Source organism: Bifidobacterium sp. SO4 (assembly GCF_018555355.1).
Classification (GTDB): Bacteria; Actinomycetota; Actinomycetes; order Actinomycetales; family Bifidobacteriaceae; genus Bifidobacterium; species Bifidobacterium miconisargentati.
Genome location: NZ_JAFEJP010000009.1, coordinates 33,043 through 48,858 on the forward strand (window position 1 = coordinate 33,043; position 15,816 = coordinate 48,858).

At 61.2% G+C, this 15,816-nt stretch carries 15 protein-coding genes; 11 read left to right on the top strand and 4 right to left on the bottom strand.

Annotated elements, in window-relative coordinates:
* Positions 1-178 precede the first annotated feature (178 nt).
* The gene (locus JS536_RS07180) at positions 179-907 is read right to left on the bottom strand and encodes a type 1 glutamine amidotransferase (RefSeq protein ID WP_214356381.1); all 729 of its coding nucleotides are present in this window, start codon (positions 905-907) and stop codon (positions 179-181) included.
* 203 nt (positions 908-1,110) lie between these two features.
* Between JS536_RS07180 and cysS the strand changes: the two genes are divergently transcribed.
* Positions 1,111-2,757, top strand: coding sequence for a cysteine--tRNA ligase (cysS, locus tag JS536_RS07185; protein WP_214356382.1), 1,647 nt, complete (start codon positions 1,111-1,113; stop codon positions 2,755-2,757).
* Between the two features lie 240 nt (positions 2,758-2,997).
* Here the strand turns inward: cysS and JS536_RS07190 are convergent, their stop codons facing one another.
* Complete coding sequence (locus tag JS536_RS07190) at positions 2,998-3,906, bottom strand: cation transporter (RefSeq protein ID WP_214356383.1); 909 nt, start codon at positions 3,904-3,906, stop codon at positions 2,998-3,000.
* Positions 3,907-4,201: 295 nt separating this feature from the next.
* Here JS536_RS07190 and ffh point away from each other — a divergent pair, with 295 nt between their 5' ends.
* From ffh to rimM, 5 genes are all read left to right on the top strand, one after another.
* Positions 4,202-5,848, top strand: coding sequence for a signal recognition particle protein (gene ffh / locus JS536_RS07195; RefSeq protein ID WP_214356384.1), 1,647 nt, complete (start codon positions 4,202-4,204; stop codon positions 5,846-5,848).
* Positions 5,849-6,274: 426 nt separating this feature from the next.
* Positions 6,275-7,351: an endonuclease/exonuclease/phosphatase family protein gene (locus tag JS536_RS07200; protein ID WP_214356385.1), complete on the top strand. Its 1,077-nt coding sequence runs from the start codon at positions 6,275-6,277 to the stop codon at positions 7,349-7,351.
* A gap of 260 nt (positions 7,352-7,611) precedes the next feature.
* On the top strand, positions 7,612-8,073 hold the full coding sequence (gene rpsP, locus JS536_RS07205) for a 30S ribosomal protein S16 (RefSeq protein ID WP_109058095.1): 462 nt from the start codon (positions 7,612-7,614) through the stop codon (positions 8,071-8,073).
* 32 nt (positions 8,074-8,105) lie between these two features.
* The gene (locus tag JS536_RS07210; RefSeq protein ID WP_007051427.1) at positions 8,106-8,339 is read left to right on the top strand and encodes an RNA-binding protein; all 234 of its coding nucleotides are present in this window, start codon (positions 8,106-8,108) and stop codon (positions 8,337-8,339) included.
* 20 nt (positions 8,340-8,359) lie between these two features.
* Positions 8,360-8,974 carry a ribosome maturation factor RimM gene (gene rimM, locus JS536_RS07215; protein WP_109058096.1) on the top strand — a complete coding sequence of 205 codons (615 nt, stop codon included), beginning with the start codon at positions 8,360-8,362 and terminating at the stop codon, positions 8,972-8,974.
* A 75-nt stretch (positions 8,975-9,049) separates the two neighbouring features.
* Here the strand turns inward: rimM and JS536_RS07220 are convergent, their stop codons facing one another.
* Positions 9,050-10,207: a nucleoside hydrolase gene (locus tag JS536_RS07220; protein ID WP_214356386.1), complete on the bottom strand. Its 1,158-nt coding sequence runs from the start codon at positions 10,205-10,207 to the stop codon at positions 9,050-9,052.
* A 410-nt stretch (positions 10,208-10,617) separates the two neighbouring features.
* Positions 10,618-11,484, bottom strand: coding sequence for an aldo/keto reductase (locus JS536_RS07225; RefSeq protein ID WP_214304021.1), 867 nt, complete (start codon positions 11,482-11,484; stop codon positions 10,618-10,620).
* 425 nt (positions 11,485-11,909) lie between these two features.
* Here JS536_RS07225 and JS536_RS07230 point away from each other — a divergent pair, with 425 nt between their 5' ends.
* From JS536_RS07230 to JS536_RS07250, 5 genes are all read left to right on the top strand, one after another.
* A complete protein-coding gene (locus JS536_RS07230) occupies positions 11,910-12,386 on the top strand; it encodes a carboxymuconolactone decarboxylase family protein (RefSeq protein WP_240544306.1) in 477 nt (158 codons plus the stop codon).
* 75 nt (positions 12,387-12,461) lie between these two features.
* Positions 12,462-13,298 (top strand): MetQ/NlpA family ABC transporter substrate-binding protein, encoded by an 837-nt coding sequence (locus JS536_RS07235; RefSeq protein ID WP_214356387.1) that lies wholly within the window; start codon positions 12,462-12,464, stop codon positions 13,296-13,298.
* 80 nt (positions 13,299-13,378) lie between these two features.
* A complete protein-coding gene (locus JS536_RS07240) occupies positions 13,379-14,347 on the top strand; it encodes a methionine ABC transporter ATP-binding protein (protein ID WP_214356388.1) in 969 nt (322 codons plus the stop codon).
* Complete coding sequence (locus JS536_RS07245) at positions 14,344-15,006, top strand: methionine ABC transporter permease (protein ID WP_214356389.1); 663 nt, start codon at positions 14,344-14,346, stop codon at positions 15,004-15,006. The genes JS536_RS07240 and JS536_RS07245 overlap by 4 nt, the downstream gene beginning before the upstream one ends.
* Before the next feature lie 11 nt (positions 15,007-15,017).
* On the top strand, positions 15,018-15,776 hold the full coding sequence (locus JS536_RS07250) for a 3-oxoacyl-ACP reductase family protein (protein WP_214356390.1): 759 nt from the start codon (positions 15,018-15,020) through the stop codon (positions 15,774-15,776).
* Positions 15,777-15,816 lie beyond the last annotated feature (40 nt).

Genomic DNA, 15,816 nt, shown 5'->3' on the forward strand with positions numbered 1-15,816 from the left:
TAGCGGCACGCTTGCCCATCACTGCTATATTGCGGCCACTTTGCGCACATGGTGTAGGGAATTCCCCATGATGTAGGGAGAATAATTTTACCATCCGCGGAATTCCGCCATTTTACGGCCCTACATCATGGGCCGTTCCCTACACCATGAGCCAATCACTACATCATGGGGACTTGCGCTACTGCTCCAACGTCTGGGCGTAGGAGTTGCAGCGGGCGGCGAACCCGGAGAACACCTGCTCGGCCAGCGGCTGCAGCAGCGGGTCATACTGCTCGAAGGCCTCGCGCAGCGCGGACTTGGAACCGCCGGCGGCCTTGAGGTCCTTGACCATGCTCGGCTCCTCGAGCCATTCGTCCAACAGCGACTTGCACACCTCGAGATGGAACTGCATGCCCAGCGCCGGGCCGATGCGGAACGCCTGCACCTTGGTCAAGCCGGAACGTGCCAGCAGCTGCGCACCCTCCGGCAGCCCGACCACGTCGTTATGCCAGTGCAGCACGTTGACCTGCTTGTCCCACATGGAGAAGAAATCATGACGGTCCATGCGCTTGATCGGCGCGAATCCGATCTCCGGCTCCTCGCCCTTGCGCAGCTGCGCGCCCAGGGCCGTCGCGATGATCTGATGGCCCAGGCACACGCCAAGCAGCGGCTTGCCGGACGCCACAGCCGCGCGGGCCAGCTTGGCCTCGGTTTTCAGGCCGGGATATTTGTCGTAATCGAGCGCGCCCATCGGTCCGCCCATGATCACCACGCCTGCCAGTTCGCCGAAGTCGGGAAGGTCGGGCTTCTTCTTGTCGGTGATGTTCATCGTCACCGTCTCCAGTCCGAGATCCTCGAGACTGGACAGGATACGCCCCGGACGTTCCCACGGGACATGTTGCAGAATGAGCACTTGTGGTGTGGCCATGTCTCCATTGTGGCACGAACGGGCCCCTCCCGTGTTAACCGTGTTAAGAAACGGCCGTGTCCGGGGGCATCGGCAAAGAACCGGCAAGGCACCGGCAGCGAACGGACGCCCGTCGAACGGTGTCATCGTGCACGTGCCGCAATCGGTTCGCGCACCGGTTTCCCTCTTGCCCATGTCTGGCTCGGACCTTAGGCTTGGTGCCTATGGGAAACAGCCAAGAACCGCAGGATTTCAACATTTCCGTCATGCCGTCGAGCCTGACGCCGGTGCATGTGGCCAAGGCCGCCGAGGGCCTGAGCCTGTATGACACGGCCTCGCATCAGGTCAGCCATTTCACGCCGATCAAGCCCGGCAAGGTGGGCATCTACGTGTGTGGCGCCACCGTGCAGTCGTCCCCGCACATCGGCCATATCCGCGCAGCCGTGGCGTTCGACATCGTGCGCCGCTGGTTCCTGAAGCTCGGCTATCAGGTGACGTTCGTGCGCAACGTGACCGACATCGACGACAAGATCCTCGACAAGGCCGCCGCGGCCGGACAGCAGTGGTGGGCCCGCGCTTACTACTACGAGCGCGAGTTCACCGAGGCGTACAACACGCTCGGCGTGCTGCCGCCCACCGTGGAACCGCGCGCCACCGGCCACATGTCCGACATGATCGACCTCATCCAGCGCATCCTGGACAACGGCCACGGCTACGTGGTGGTGGACGAGGATGGCAAGCCCACCGGCAACGTGTACTTCGACGTGGCCTCCTGGCCGCATTACGGCGAACTGACCCATCAGAAGCAGACCGCCGAGGTGGACGAGGCCGCGGCCGTCGCCGACCGCATGGGCCCGTCCGTGGACGCCGCCGGCGACGACAAGTACAACCCGGTCGATCCGGCCGACGCCTCCCCCGACAAGCACGATCCGCGCGATTTCGCGCTATGGAAGGCCCCGAAGGACACCGATCCCGAAGACGCCCGCTGGTCCACGCCGTTCGGCGTCGGCCGTCCGGGCTGGCATATCGAGTGCTCCGCCATGTCCCACCGTTATCTGAAGGACGGCTTCGACATCCACGGCGGCGGCCTCGACCTGCGTTTCCCGCATCACGAGAACGAGATGGCGCAGACGCGCGCCGCCGGCTACGAATCGGCAGCCCGCTGGATGCATTCCGCGTGGGTCACCGCCAAGGGCGAGAAGATGTCGAAGTCGCTGGGCACCGGCCTGTCCGTACCGTCCGTGCTGGCCGAGCATTCCGCCTGGGTGGTGCGTTACGCCCTCGGTTCCGTGCAGTACCGTTCGATGCTGGAGTGGTCCGATCAGGCGCTGGTGGAGGCGCAGGCCGCCTACGAGCGCATCGCGAACTTCATCGAGCGCGCCGGCGTGGTGCTTGAGGACCAGCCCTCCCGCGAGGAGGTGGCCGCCGTGTCCGCCGATGACCTGCCCGCCGATTTCGTGACCGCGATGAACGACGACATCAACGTGTCCGGCGCCACCGCCGCGATCTTCACCGCGATTCGTTCCGGCAATACCTTGCTTTCCAAGCTTTCCGACCGCGCGGACACGGAAACGGCCCGCGCCGAGGTGCGCGACTCCCTGCTGTCTGTGCGCGCCATGCTCGATACGCTGGGTCTCGACCCGCTGGCCGAGCCGTGGGTCTCCGCCGGTGCCGCCGGTGGCGCCGCGGCCGATGGCGACTCCCCCGAGCACTCCGCGCTGGAGGCGCTTATCGCCGAACAGCTCAAGGCCCGTCAGGAGGCCCGCAAGGCCAAGGACTTCGCCAAGGCCGACGCGATCCGCGATGCTTTGGGCGAGGCCGGCATCGCCATCGAGGACGGCCCGCAGGGGTCGACCTGGTCCCTGAAGTAATGCCGGTTGGCTCTGTTAAACCAAGATTGACATGTCCCCCTATTCTTGGCTCCCCTTGTCAGGGGAGCTGGCGGCGAAGCCGACTGAGGGGTAGCCAGACATGGATTCATGTCAATCTTGGTTTAACAGAGCCTACCGGTTTCCGGCTAATCGTCTGATCGCTGATCGACTGATTGCAAGAATGGCTCCGCAGGATTACCTACGGAGCCATTCTGCGTTTCTGCGCTGCCGGGAGCCGAATCAGTCGAACACGAAGTCGACGTCCACGATGTGCAGGCGTTTCTTGAGTGCCTGCTCCAGCGAGCGCTTGCATTCGATGAGGTTGGCCACGTCGATGGTCTCGCCGGTGCCGGCCAGGTACACGTCCACCGTGTAGTTCATGCCGGTCTTGAAGATCAGCGTCTGCTCGTATTCGGTGTTCGCCGGCAGGTGGTGCTGCGACTCCGCCTCCACGAAGGCGTTGGTCTCGTCGTCGTCATGCACGCCGCCGACCAGTTCGATGAAGGCGTCCTTGAGCACGCCGAACGGCTCCTTGATGGTGAACGCCACCAGCGCCACGGTGATGAAGAAGTCGCCGGTGTAGTGCAGGAAGTCCAGCGGCCCGTCGGCGGGCAGCAGCATAAGGAACACGGCCACCGCGCCGATGCCGAACGACATCGCGCCGTCCACCAGCGTGCTTTTGCATTCGGCGGTGAGCATGGTGCTGGCGTTGCGGATCGCTCGGTTCTCGCGGCGGTAGTAGACGTACAGGCCGAAGCAGATGGCCACGGTCAGCACCTCGTAGATCACCACCGGTCCGGTGACGATGCGTTCGCCGTCCCCGAGCACGAAGTAGTCGTAGGCCACTTGGCAGACGTCGATCAGCGAATACACCAGCAGGGACATGGTGAAGATGGCCTTGCAGATCGCGTAGATCGGTTCGAGCGCGAACAGGCCGTTGGGGAACCGTTCGGTGGTGCGCACGGTCCGGGTGGACAGGTACACCGCCACGAGACCGGAGAGCACGGATATGGCGGTGAAGGAGAAATCGAGGAACATGGCCTTGAGACCGGTCATGAAGAACACGGCCATACCGGCCGCGACCTGAATCACGTTGACGACGATGCCGACGATCAGGGCTTTGCGTTCGATGGTTTTATGTTGTGGCATAGGCGGGCCTTCCTTATTGCACGGCATGTCTGCGTTGGCCCGCTACTTCACTGGCTCACGGTTTCTCCGACCCGTTGGCTCGATTCGCGAGGGCGCACGGCAGTCTGCGTATAGGGTGGTGTCCAAGGATTTTCAAAACAGCATAAGCATTCCAAAAAACACTGGATTTATTGCCATTCCATGGTACCGGAAGCGCTCGATCGGCGGACGGGATTGTGCCGCGGGCTGAGGGGCCACGAGGCCGGCCGCCGCCGAACCCGTGATTTCCCGCGTGGAGGCTAGACTGTTGCCCATTATGGCAGCATTTTCTTCTTTGACTGACAGGCTCTCGAATGCGTTCAAGCATCTGAAGAGCAAGGGCAAGCTTTCCGAGGCGGACATCGACGGCACCATCCGTGAGATCCGCCGCGCGCTGCTCGACGCCGATGTGGCGCTCGACGTGGTGCGTTCCTTCACCGGCAAGGTGCGCGAGCGTGCGCTCGGCACCGAGGTCTCCCAGGCGCTCAACCCCGCCCAGCAGGTGGTGAAGATCGTCAACGAGGAGTTGACCGATGTGCTCGGCCAGGGCGTGGACCGTCCGCTGAACTTCGCCAAGAACCCGCCGACGATCATCATGCTCGCCGGTCTGCAGGGCGCCGGTAAGACCACGCTGGCCGGCAAGCTCGGCTACTGGCTCAAGGACGCCGGCCACACGCCGCTGCTGGTGGCGGCCGATCTGCAGCGCCCGAACGCCGTGACCCAGCTTCAGGTGGTCGGCGAGCGCGCCGGCGTACCGGTGTACGCCCCGGAGAAGGGCGTGCAGTCGGACGGCGGCGAGGCAGTGGCCGCTCCGGGCCAGACCACCGGCGATCCGGTGAAGGTGGCGCGCGACTCCATCGCCTTCGCCAAGCAGAAGCTGTACGACACGGTGATCATCGATACCGCCGGCCGTCTGGGCGTGGACGAGGAGCTCATGAAGCAGGCCCGCGACATCCGCGACGCCGTGCAGCCCAATGAGATCCTGTTCGTCATCGACGCGATGATCGGCCAGGACGCCGTCAAGACCGCCAAGGCCTTCGACGAGGGCGTGGACTTCACCGGCGTGGTGCTTTCCAAGCTCGATGGCGACGCCCGCGGCGGTGCGGCCCTGTCCGTGGCGAGCGTGACCGGCAAGCCGATCCTGTTCGCCTCCAACGGCGAGGGCCTGAAGGACTTCGAGGTCTTCCACCCGGACCGCATGGCCTCCCGCATCCTCGACATGGGCGACATCATGACGCTCATCGAGCAGGCGCAGAAGCAGTTCGACGAGGAGGAGGCCCGCAAGGCCGCCGAGAAGATCTCCGACGGCTCGTTCGGCCTGGACGACTTCCTGGACCAGCTGCAGCAGGTCAGGAAGCTCGGTTCGATGAAGTCGCTGCTCGGCATGATTCCGGGCATGGCCCAGCACCGCAAGGAACTGGAGCAGTTCGACGAGAAGGAGATCGACCGCACCGAGGCCATCATCCGTTCGATGACCCCGGCCGAACGCCGTGACCCGTCGATCATCAACGGCTCCCGCCGCGCCCGCATCGCCTACGGTTCCGGCGTGACGGTCTCGCAGGTCAACGCCCTGCTGCAGCGTTTCGAGCAGGCCGCGAAGATGATGAAGCGCATGTCCAACCGCGCCGGCATGGGCGGCGGCATCCCCGGCTTCGGCGGCCCGGCTTCCGGCAAGAAGAAGGGCAAGAACAAGAAGAAGGGCGGCAAGTCCGGCAATCCGATGAAGCGCGAGGCCGAGGAGAGGGCATTGCGCGACCGTTTGTCCGGCAAGTCGTCCGGCTCCACCGGCGGTTCCGCGTTCGCCAAGAAGCCGCAGAACCCGGCCCTGCCCGCCGGCCTGGAAGGCCTGATGGGCGGCGGTGACAGCGGTGCCGAGCTGCCCCCGAACCTGGGCGGCGGCCTCGGCGGCCTGCTCGGTCGCTGATTGTTTCGGATGCGGCCCTTGCAATAGGCTCTGTTAAATCAGGCAAATCAGGATTGATACGCCCTCATTCTCGGCGCCCCTTGTCAGGACATTGCCGTGAAGCAAACAGCGGAGCTGGTTGCAGGCAATGTGCGAGACGACAGGCGAGCCAATGAAACGCGGATGAAGTCCGTCCTTAATTGCAGGATGAGCTGTCGGCATAGCCGACTGAGGGGTAGTCCCATTGGATTCATGTCAATTCCGGTTTAGCAGAGCCTTACAAATACGCCGCATCCCCCTTAAACTCTGGCTCCCCTCGCTGAGGGGAGCTGTCAGCGGAGCTGACTGAGGGGAGCTTCCCGCAAATTCGGGAGATGCTCCCTCAGTCGCTTTCAGCGACAGCTCCCCTCGGCGAGGGGAGCCAATGTCGTAAGTGAAAGGAATCGCATGATCACGTTCCTCTATATCGTGGCGCTCATCGGTTGCATCTGGGCGGCGCTGTGCGCGCTGCCGGCCGGCGCTGAGGCACGCATGCCGCTGCCGTACATGATCGCGCTGACGCCGTTCCTGTGGATTCCCCTGTTGGTGGGAGCCGGGGTGGCCGCATGGCTGCACGCATGGGGCGCATTGTTCTGTCTGCTGGCGGACGCGCTGCTGACTTCCTCGCAACGGCTCAGCTACTGGGGCCTGTCTTCCGATCCGCGGGCCAAACGCCGCGAAACCCATCGTGAAACATCCCGTGAAACAAAATCCAGCGAACGTGAAACAGGTCGTGAAACATTGCCGGCACGGTTCGCCGTCATGACCCTGAACTGCCGGTACGGTCGCGCCGACGCCGGCGACATCGTGGCGAACGTTCGCACGCGCGGTATCGACGTACTTGCCTTGCAGGAGGTCAGCGACGATCTGATGGCTCGACTGGAAGCGGCCGGCATCGGCGAGCTTCTCCCCCACTGCCAGTCAGGCGAGGCCAAGGACACCGACAACGGTGGATACAACGTCGTCTTTTCGCGGTACGAACCGGCCGCGGCCGTGCCGAACGTGGTGACGATTCCCGCCGCCGACGTGCCGGCCGTCACGCTCAGGCTTGATGACCCGCGATCCGATGACCCGGAACCCGCATCCGATGTTTCCCTGCATCGCACCCGCACGGTGACGTTCTGCTCGGCGCACCCGAAGTCCCCGATGCGCGGCTGCGTCGACTGGCCCGCCGGCATCCTGGGCCTGCGCGCCATCGCCAACGCCTCGGCCATCGACGACCACAACATCGCCGTGGTCATGGGCGACCTCAACTCCGGCACCGATCACCCGAGCTTCCGAGCGTTGCTCAAGGCCGGGTTCAAGGACGCGAGCCTGACCCAGGGCGCCGGACCGAACCTCACGTTCCCCCGTTGGCTCAAGTGGCCGCGCATCGAACTGGACCACGTGCTGTTCACGCCGGGACTGCAGCCGTCCGGCGTTAAGTCGTTCGAAATCAAAGACACCGATCATCTGGCCCTCACCGCGACGTTGACGGTGAAGTGACACTACATCAGCATCATACCGGCCGGACAGCTCACCCGTAACGATCCCGGCAATCAGCAGGCCAAACAATCGCAGCCTCGGACAATCGCACGCCGCAACCGGAGTGTCAGTCCGGGGCTGCGCGCTATAATAGGCCAGTTATTCGCGCGCGCGTGGCGCCCTCTACACCCCGGGCCGCGAGGACACGTGGGTTCCGGCGAGCCGTGCCCCACACAGCATACCGAGAAACCACAAACCTAGTATTTACAAGGAGAGCCATTTTGGCAACCAAGATTCGTCTGAAGCGACAGGGCAAGAAGTTCTACGCCTTCTACCGCGTGGTGATCGCCGATTCCCGCAAGAAGCGTGACGGCAAGGTCATCGAGGAGATCGGCACCTACGATCCGAACACCCAGCCCTCGACCATCAAGATCGATTCCGAGCGCGCTCAGTACTGGCTTGGCGTCGGCGCTCAGCCGTCCGAGCCCGTGCTCAACCTGCTCAAGATCACCGGTGACTGGCAGAAGTTCAAGGGCCTTGAGGGTGCCGAAGGCACGCTGAAGACCGTTGAGGCCGGCCCGGACGCCGAGGCCCGCATCGAGGCCGTGGAGAACCAGGCTCAGAAGCTGAAGGCCGCCAAGTCCGAGGCTGAGGCCAAGGCCAAGGCTGAAGCCGAGGCTGCCGCCGCCGCTGAGGAAGCTCCGGCTGAGGATGCCGCCGAAGAAGCTCCGGCCGAGGCCTGAGTCATAACGGCGATAGCGAAAGGCTAGCAATCATGCTTGCACAGGCTGTGGAACACCTCATCAAGAACATCGTCGATTTTCCGGACGATGTATCGGTCAAGTCCCATGAGAACGCGCGCGGCGAACTGCTTCGTGTGCGCGTGAACCCGGAGGACATCGGCCGCGTCATCGGCCGCGGAGGCCGCACCGCCAATGCGATTCGCACCGTGATCCAGGCGCTGTCCGATCACAAGGTGCGCGTCGACATCATGGACGTGCGTCGATAAGACAAGGATTGATTCACAGCATGGCAGAGCAGAACATGCACGACGACCCTCAGCAGCGCGAGTTGCTGAGGGTCGCTCGTATCGGGCGAGCGCAGGGCCTGAAGGGCGAAGTCACCGTGCGCGTTTTCACCGACGACCCGGAATGGCGTTTCGAGCCGGGATCCGTCCTGTATGAGGACGACGGCGAGACCGAGTACATCATCGAGAAGTCCCGCACGATGAAGGACCGTTGGATCCTGAAGTTCGAGGGCACGGACGACCGCAACGCCGCCGAAGCGCTGAACGGCGTGGAGCTGTACGGCGAGGCCGACGACCCGGACGAGATGCTTGAGGCGGACGAATGGTATCCGAAGGATCTCATCGGGCTTGAGGCGCGTCTGGCTTCGGATAACGGCTTGGGACTGCCCGCCGGTCAGGTGGTGGGCAAGGTGGTGGATGTCCTCGACTCCCCCGCCCAGTCGCTGCTGAAGATTCGTCTGGTCGAACCGGTGGTGACCGGCCAGAACGCGAAGGGCGAGGACGTGGTGGAGAAGACCGCGCTGGTGCCGTTCGTGGAAGAGCTGGTGCCGGACATCGACCTTGAAGAGGAGTACCTCACGCTCGACCCGCCCGGAGGATTGATTCCCGGACTGTGACGCGGGTTTTCCGTTTCGCCGCGTGTGCTTTTAAGGCTGATCTGAACGATTCCGTTCGGACCAGCCTTTTCCGTATCACGCGGCTGAGGCGGCGTTGGTGACGCGGGTCATGAAGCGGTCGAGGAAGCGGGGCACGTCCACGCCGAGCGCGACCTGCGTATGCTTGTCCGCATCCTGCAGGCGGGACCGGTCGCCGATCGTCCATCCGCGGAACGCGCCCTCCAAATCGACCTGCAGGTTGAACCCGAACATCGTGACCAGTGACGGGTCGAGCGCCGCCGCCACGGCCAGCGGGTCATGCAGACCGCACCCGTGGATCTCCGGCTGGTTTTTGAGGTAGAAATCGATGTAGTAATCGGTCATCGTGACGAGGAAATCACCGGCCGCCGTGCCCAGCGACGCCCACTCATGGGCCTTCGCGCGGGTCAGCGCGGTCTGATGAGTCACGTCCAGGCCGATCATCGTGGTACGAGCCCCGCAACGGAACAGGTAGTCGGCGGCCTCCGGATCCTGGCTGATGTTCGCTTCCGCGGCCGGGCTCACGTTGCCGGGCAGGGTCAGGGCTCCGCCCATCAGCGTCACGTTCACACCGGAATCCTTGAGGTCCGGTGCGTTGCGGAACACGGTCGCCATTGTGGTCATCGCTCCCGTGGGCACGATTGTCAGGTCAGGGCCGTACTTGCGGGCGGCATCGATGATGAAACCGACGGCCGAACCGGGTGCTTCCGGAGCGCGCGGCGAATCCGGGATCACCGCGCCGCCGATGCCGTTGGGGTGATGCACCGCGACCGAACCCGGCGACGGAACCCACGGCTCGCCCGACGGCCAGCCGCCGCGGCCGCCATCACGCCAATTCTCGTACGCTTGGGTGCGCCACTCCGCCGTAGTCGCTTCGCAACTTCCATCGGAACCGGAACCGGCCGACGCATCGGAGCTTGACGATGGACCTGCAACCGCGGCGCCATCGGCCTTGACCGCCGCGCCCACACCCCTAATCCGAGGCAATGCCGCCGGCGCGATGGGATGATCCACGCCCGGATACACCGGCACATCGTCACGGCCGAACAGGTGCAGCACCGCCAGCGCGTTGCGCGCGGCGAGCGGCACCGCGACATTGCCGTACGTGGCCGTGATGCCAATCAGATCAGCCTCGCCCGCGCTACCCAACGCATACGCGATCGCCATCGCATCATCAATACCGGTATCAAGGTCAAGAATCAGCTTTTTACGCATTACTACTCCTTCGTGGCCGATTCGATATCACCCGATGATGAGTTCCGGCCGATATGGGGTGTCATTTAACGGCGACGTTCGTATCCGTCTCCGCTGGCGTTACTTTTTTCGAAATCGGCCCATACTTCGTGAAAAAGGCACGCTGAGCTGCCGTCAGTGTTACTTTTTCTCGAAATACAGCCATATCTCGTGAAAAAGTAACACTGAGTGCCGGTGAGCGTTACCTTTTCACGAAGTATGGCCTTGTTTCGAAAAAAGTAACGCGAGAAGCAGCCTGAAACGGGCAAACAACCGCGGCCTGAACCGTTAGCTGGGTCCGGCGCGAGCCAAGACGCCAGCACAGCAATTACGGGAGGTCGTTTGCCGACGTGGCCGGGCATCGATGGCAGCTATGAACCGAATCCGAACCGTCAGCCGAGCTTGGCGAGCTCTTCCGGGGAGAGCTCGAGCTGGTCGGCCTTGAGGGAGTCGAGGATGGTCTCGGGGCGATGGGCGCCGGGGATCACGAACATGTGGTCGCCCTTGGCGAGCTCCCAAGCCAGCGTCACCTGCTGGTAGCTCACATGATGGGCCGCGGCCACCTCACGGAACGGGTCGAACTTGGATTCGTCGTAGGGGTGACGGTAGCCGCCGAGCGGGCTCCAGCACACGAAGGCGAGGCCGAGCTTGGCGCAGTAGTCAAGCGTGTCCTGGGTCTCCAGGTGAATCGGCGAGTACTGGTTCTGCACGGCCACGAGCTTGTCGCCGAGGATGGAACGGGCGATGTCGATCTGTTCGATGGATGCGTTGGAGACGCCGGCCACACGGGCCACGCCCTCATCCACGAGCTGCTTCAGGGCCTCGATGGATTCGTTGTACGGCACCTCCGGGTCGTGGCGGTGCAGGTAGAGCAGATCGATGGTGTCCACGCCGAGGGCCATGGCGGACTGCTTGCCGTACTCGATGAGGTGCTCGGGCTTGCCGTCGCGCGGCCACAGCGGTTCGCCATGCTCGCCCCACGTGCGGCGCAGGCCGATCTTAGTGGCCACGGTGACCTCGTCCTTCGGGCCCTTCCAGGTGGCAAGCGCCTCGCGGACCAGCTTCTCGCCGGTCTGCTCCTCCTCGCCCGGCGTGTAGTACGCCCAGGCCGTGTCGATGTGACGGCAGCCGGCGTCCAGCGAGGCATGCAGCGTCTCGATGCCGATGTCGTGGCCGCGGTTGTTCTCGATGGTCAGCGGCATTTCGCCATGGCCGATGGCGGTGGTGGAGAACGGGCCGAGGTTGCGGAACAGTGCCATGATGTGGTCCCTTCGTTGTGGACGCCGGTACGTAAGCCCGGCAAATCGTCCGGTGATTATCCGTTTCCCAGCGTAGGCAGGCCGATGGATTTCAGGGGAGGATGCACGGAAGTCCGGCTTCGCAGGGGCACAATATGGGCCCGTTCACGCATTTCCTCTCCTGACTTCGGCACCGTTACCCCCACCATTATGTGCGTGTCTCACACATAATTGGTTCCATTTATGTGCGCATCTCCCACATTTTTGGATGCAATAATGTGCACCTCCATAGATTGCAAGTCTCACATATTGAGACGCTGCTACCGAGACTGATTATGACCGCTCATAGAGCCACCTTATCGCCAAGTCTCATAGCCCGTTTGATGCGGCTTTTCTTGAACGCGCTATAACCCATGTTCCTCATCAGAGACTGAACAATCCGAGCTTTGATCTCCGATAACGTGTTCACCAACGTCATCAAACAAAACCACATCAAACAGGGAGAGAACATCATGGCCGCAAAGCAATCGGAGCGTTTTATCCGCGGACGCAAGAAGCTGGAAGAGGTAATCGGCGGTACCGGCGAGGGCGTGGTCGATTCGTTCGCCGAAGTCGCCCCCGATCTGACCCGATACATTGCCGAATTCCCGTTCGGCGACATTTACACACGCCCCGGTCTGGACGTGAAGTACAAGCAGCTCGCGGTCATCTCATCTCTGGCTTCCCAAGGAGACACCGCCCTGGCGCTCAAGGTCCATATCAACGGTGCTCTGAACGTCGGTTGGACTCCCAATGAGGTTATCGAAACGTTCTTGCAGTTGCTCCCCTACGCCGGCTGGCCGAAGGTACAGAACGCGGTGGCTGTGGCCGAGCAGGTGTTCAAGGATCGCGGAGTCGCACCCGTCTGGAACGACGAGAACTGATTGGGATAGGCTCCCGACTTCGCCATATACGAAAACGCAACAGCAGAGAAGATTCCAGAGAGGGGAAATCCGACCATGTCATTCACCAGCAAGTTGAAGAAGATTGCAGCCGCCGCACTTGTGGCGGTCAGCCTGATCGGCGTATCCGCCTGCGGACAGACCGCCGCTAGCGCCGACTCCAAGGAAGTCATTGTGGGCGTATCGCCGATTTACAAGGATCTGGCTGAAGCAATCAAAACCGAATTCGATCAGCAGAACAAGGATTCCGGCAAGACTGTCACGGTGAAGGTATTCGATGATTTCGTCACTCCTGACACTGCGTTGCAGGAAGGCAGCATCAACCTCAACTTCTACCAGCACAACGTTTATCTCAACCAGTTCAACGAGAAGAACGGTACGCAGCTCAAGGCATATGACCCCAAGGGCGTGTTCACGTACTACATGGGCATTTACTCCAGCAAGGTCAAGAATCTCAAGGACCTGCAGGATGGAGCCAGTGTGCTGGTTCCCAATGACGCCGCAAATCGCGCCCGGGCATTGAAGACGCTGGCCACGAATGACTTGATCAAGTTGAAGGATGGCGTGGACGTTCCTTCGACCCTCGATATCACCAGTAATCCGAAGAACCTGAAAATCACCGAAACCGATGTCATGAAGGAAGTCAAGGGCCTGGACGACGCCGACGCCGCAGTCATCAACTCAATTTCAGCGACCCAGGGCGGAATCGACCCGGCGACAGCACTCGGCAAAGAATCCGATGAGGATAGCGGCAAGTACTCCCTGGTAGTCGCATACAAGGACGGCTCCGGGAACGAAGAGAACGCCAAACTGTTCACCAACGCCATCAAGACCGACGCCATCAAGAAGGAACTGGCCAAAGAATTCAAGGAAGCGGTTGTTCCGCTCTGGTAATCATCGGAACAAGGAGCGGCGGCTCGCGGAAATCCCGACCGCCGCTCTTCCATGCGTGAAAAACGAAAGGATACGAACAGGTGATTGAGATACACGACCTGGTAAAAAGCTATGGTGGTACTCCTGTGCTCAAAGGCGTCAACCTGACCATCCAGGATGGGGAGATTCATGGCATCATCGGCCTGAGCGGTGCGGGCAAGTCCACACTGCTGAAATGTCTCAACGGCATGGAACCGTACGATTCCGGCAGCATCAAGGTCGAGGGGACCGAAGTCAGCGAGCGCGGCAGCGGTAAACAAGCGCGTGCATTCAAGCGGAATATCGGTCTGATTTTCCAAAGTTTCTCCCTGATGAAGCGAAAAACGGTATATGACAATATCGCGCTTCCGATGCGGCTATGGCATTACAACAAAGACGAAATCGACGAGAAGGTCCGCCGGTATGCAAAAATCGTCGGATTGGAAGACAAACTCGATTCCCGTCCCCGTGAACTATCCGGCGGTCAGCAGCAGCGCGTAGCCATTGCCCGCGCCTTGACCTTGGACCCCAAAACCATTCTTTGTGATGAGGCTACTTCAGCCCTTGATCCAAAGACCACGGCTTCGATCCTCACCTTGCTACGCGAAATCAACGAGCAAAGCGGCATCGCAGTGATCATCGTCACCCATCAGATGGAAGTCATCAAGCGTATCTGCCAAAACGTGTCCGTGCTGGAGGACGGTCGTATTACCGCGTCAGGTAGCGTACAGGATGTGTTCGTGCATAACGCATCACATCTTGGCGCATTGCTTGAGAACCGAGAGCAGTCTGAAACGCTTCCCCGCACCGGCACCAATATTCGCATCTCGTACGGTCCCGATCACGTGTATGACACCTTCCTGAGCACTATGACCCGGCAGACAGGTATCCCGTTCTCCCTCATCTGGGCCACTACCGACAAGTACCGCGACGACGTACTCGGAAGCGTCATCATCAACATTACCGATTCGGATACTGAATCCATCAAGAATTACCTTAACGAGCATCACGTTACTTGGGAGGAACTGTGAGCGAACAGCCTTGGGACAAAATCATCAACGACGTCATGCTTCCCGCTTTGGGATCTACGGCGTACATGGTCATTATCGCCACCATTCTCTCCTCCATCATCGGCCTCGCGCTCGCGATTGTGCTGGTGGTCACAGCCCCGGGCGGTCTTCATCCGAATCAGATTGCGTACCGTACGCTTGACATCATCGTCAACATTCTGCGTTCATTCCCTTTCATTATTCTTGCGGTTGCCATCATTCCGTTGACACGGCTCATCGTCGGCACCTCCATCGGAGAAGAAGCAGCGCTGGTACCACTGGTCGCCGTTGGAGCTCCGTTCACCGCCCGACTCTTTGAGGGAAGCCTCAAAGCAGTGGATCATGATCTTATCGTCGCAGCCAGCTCATTCGGCGCATCCACCCTGCAGGTCATAGGCAGGGTCATGATTCCTGAAGCAATTCCAGCAATCATCCTTAACGTCACCCTAGCCACAATCTCCATTCTGGGATTGACGGCAATGGCCGGAGCCATTGGCGCTGGCGGCCTCGGTGCCGTCGCCATCACCTACGGTTATCAGAACTTCAATGATGCCATCATGTACGGCACAGTAATCGTGCTTGTCGTTCTTGTTCAACTTATCCAGCTGATTGGCAATCTCATTTATCGTAAGCTCAAGTAGGAGGGCATACGTTGGTCTTGAAGCATTGGGAGCAACAGACGGCCCTAGTCACCGGGGCTGGCCGCGGTATCGGACGCGCCACCGCCCTTATGCTGGCGGCAAAAGGCGTTCAGGTCGCCGTCAACGACATCAACCCGGACACCGCACATGAAACCATCGAAACGATTCTGGCGCAAGGCGGCCGAGCCATACCAGCTATAGGCGATGTATCCAACGAGCATGATGTGATTCATATTCATGAAGAGCTGCTTGCACAACATGGAGGCGTTGATATTCTCGTCAACAACGCCGGCGTCATTCTCAAACAACCTCTGCAGGAGGTAACCGAACACGAGTGGGATCATATCCTTGCGGTGAATCTCAAGGGCGTATTCCTCAATATCACACATGCCGCACGCCACATGGCCGAGCAAGGCTACGGGAGAATCGTCAATGTCTCCTCCATCGCCGCAAAACATGGTGGCGGATACCTTGGCAACGTCGCCTATGGGGCATCCAAGGCAGGAGTCGCATCCTTGACCCGTGGCGCAGCCAGGGAATATGCTCCGGCGGGTATCACTGTCAATGCTGTTATGCCCGGATTTACCCACACCCCGATGACCGATGCCATGAGCGATGAGACACGTACGAGGATTTTGGCTGGAATGTTGGTCAAGCGACCGGCTGAGCCCGAGGAAATCGCACGAGTAATTGCATTTCTCGCAGCCCCGGAATCCGGATTCATCACCGGCGAGACCATCGATGTGGACGGAGGTGCGACGCTCGATTGAATACCATACCCACCACTATGACGGCTGTTGTAAAGACCCA

Coding starts and splice junctions, on each gene's coding strand:
- ffh (WP_214356384.1), top strand. CDS start 4,202: ATGGCAGCATTTTCTTCTTTGACTGACAGGCTCTCGAATGCGTTCAAG.
- JS536_RS07225 (WP_214304021.1), bottom strand. CDS start 11,484: ATGGCACTGTTCCGCAACCTCGGCCCGTTCTCCACCACCGCCATCGGC.
- JS536_RS07220 (WP_214356386.1), bottom strand. CDS start 10,207: ATGCGTAAAAAGCTGATTCTTGACCTTGATACCGGTATTGATGATGCG.
- JS536_RS07235 (WP_214356387.1), top strand. CDS start 12,462: ATGTCATTCACCAGCAAGTTGAAGAAGATTGCAGCCGCCGCACTTGTG.
- cysS (WP_214356382.1), top strand. CDS start 1,111: ATGGGAAACAGCCAAGAACCGCAGGATTTCAACATTTCCGTCATGCCG.
- JS536_RS07210 (WP_007051427.1), top strand. CDS start 8,106: ATGCTTGCACAGGCTGTGGAACACCTCATCAAGAACATCGTCGATTTT.
- JS536_RS07180 (WP_214356381.1), bottom strand. CDS start 907: ATGGCCACACCACAAGTGCTCATTCTGCAACATGTCCCGTGGGAACGT.
- JS536_RS07200 (WP_214356385.1), top strand. CDS start 6,275: ATGATCACGTTCCTCTATATCGTGGCGCTCATCGGTTGCATCTGGGCG.
- rimM (WP_109058096.1), top strand. CDS start 8,360: ATGGCAGAGCAGAACATGCACGACGACCCTCAGCAGCGCGAGTTGCTG.
- JS536_RS07190 (WP_214356383.1), bottom strand. CDS start 3,906: ATGCCACAACATAAAACCATCGAACGCAAAGCCCTGATCGTCGGCATC.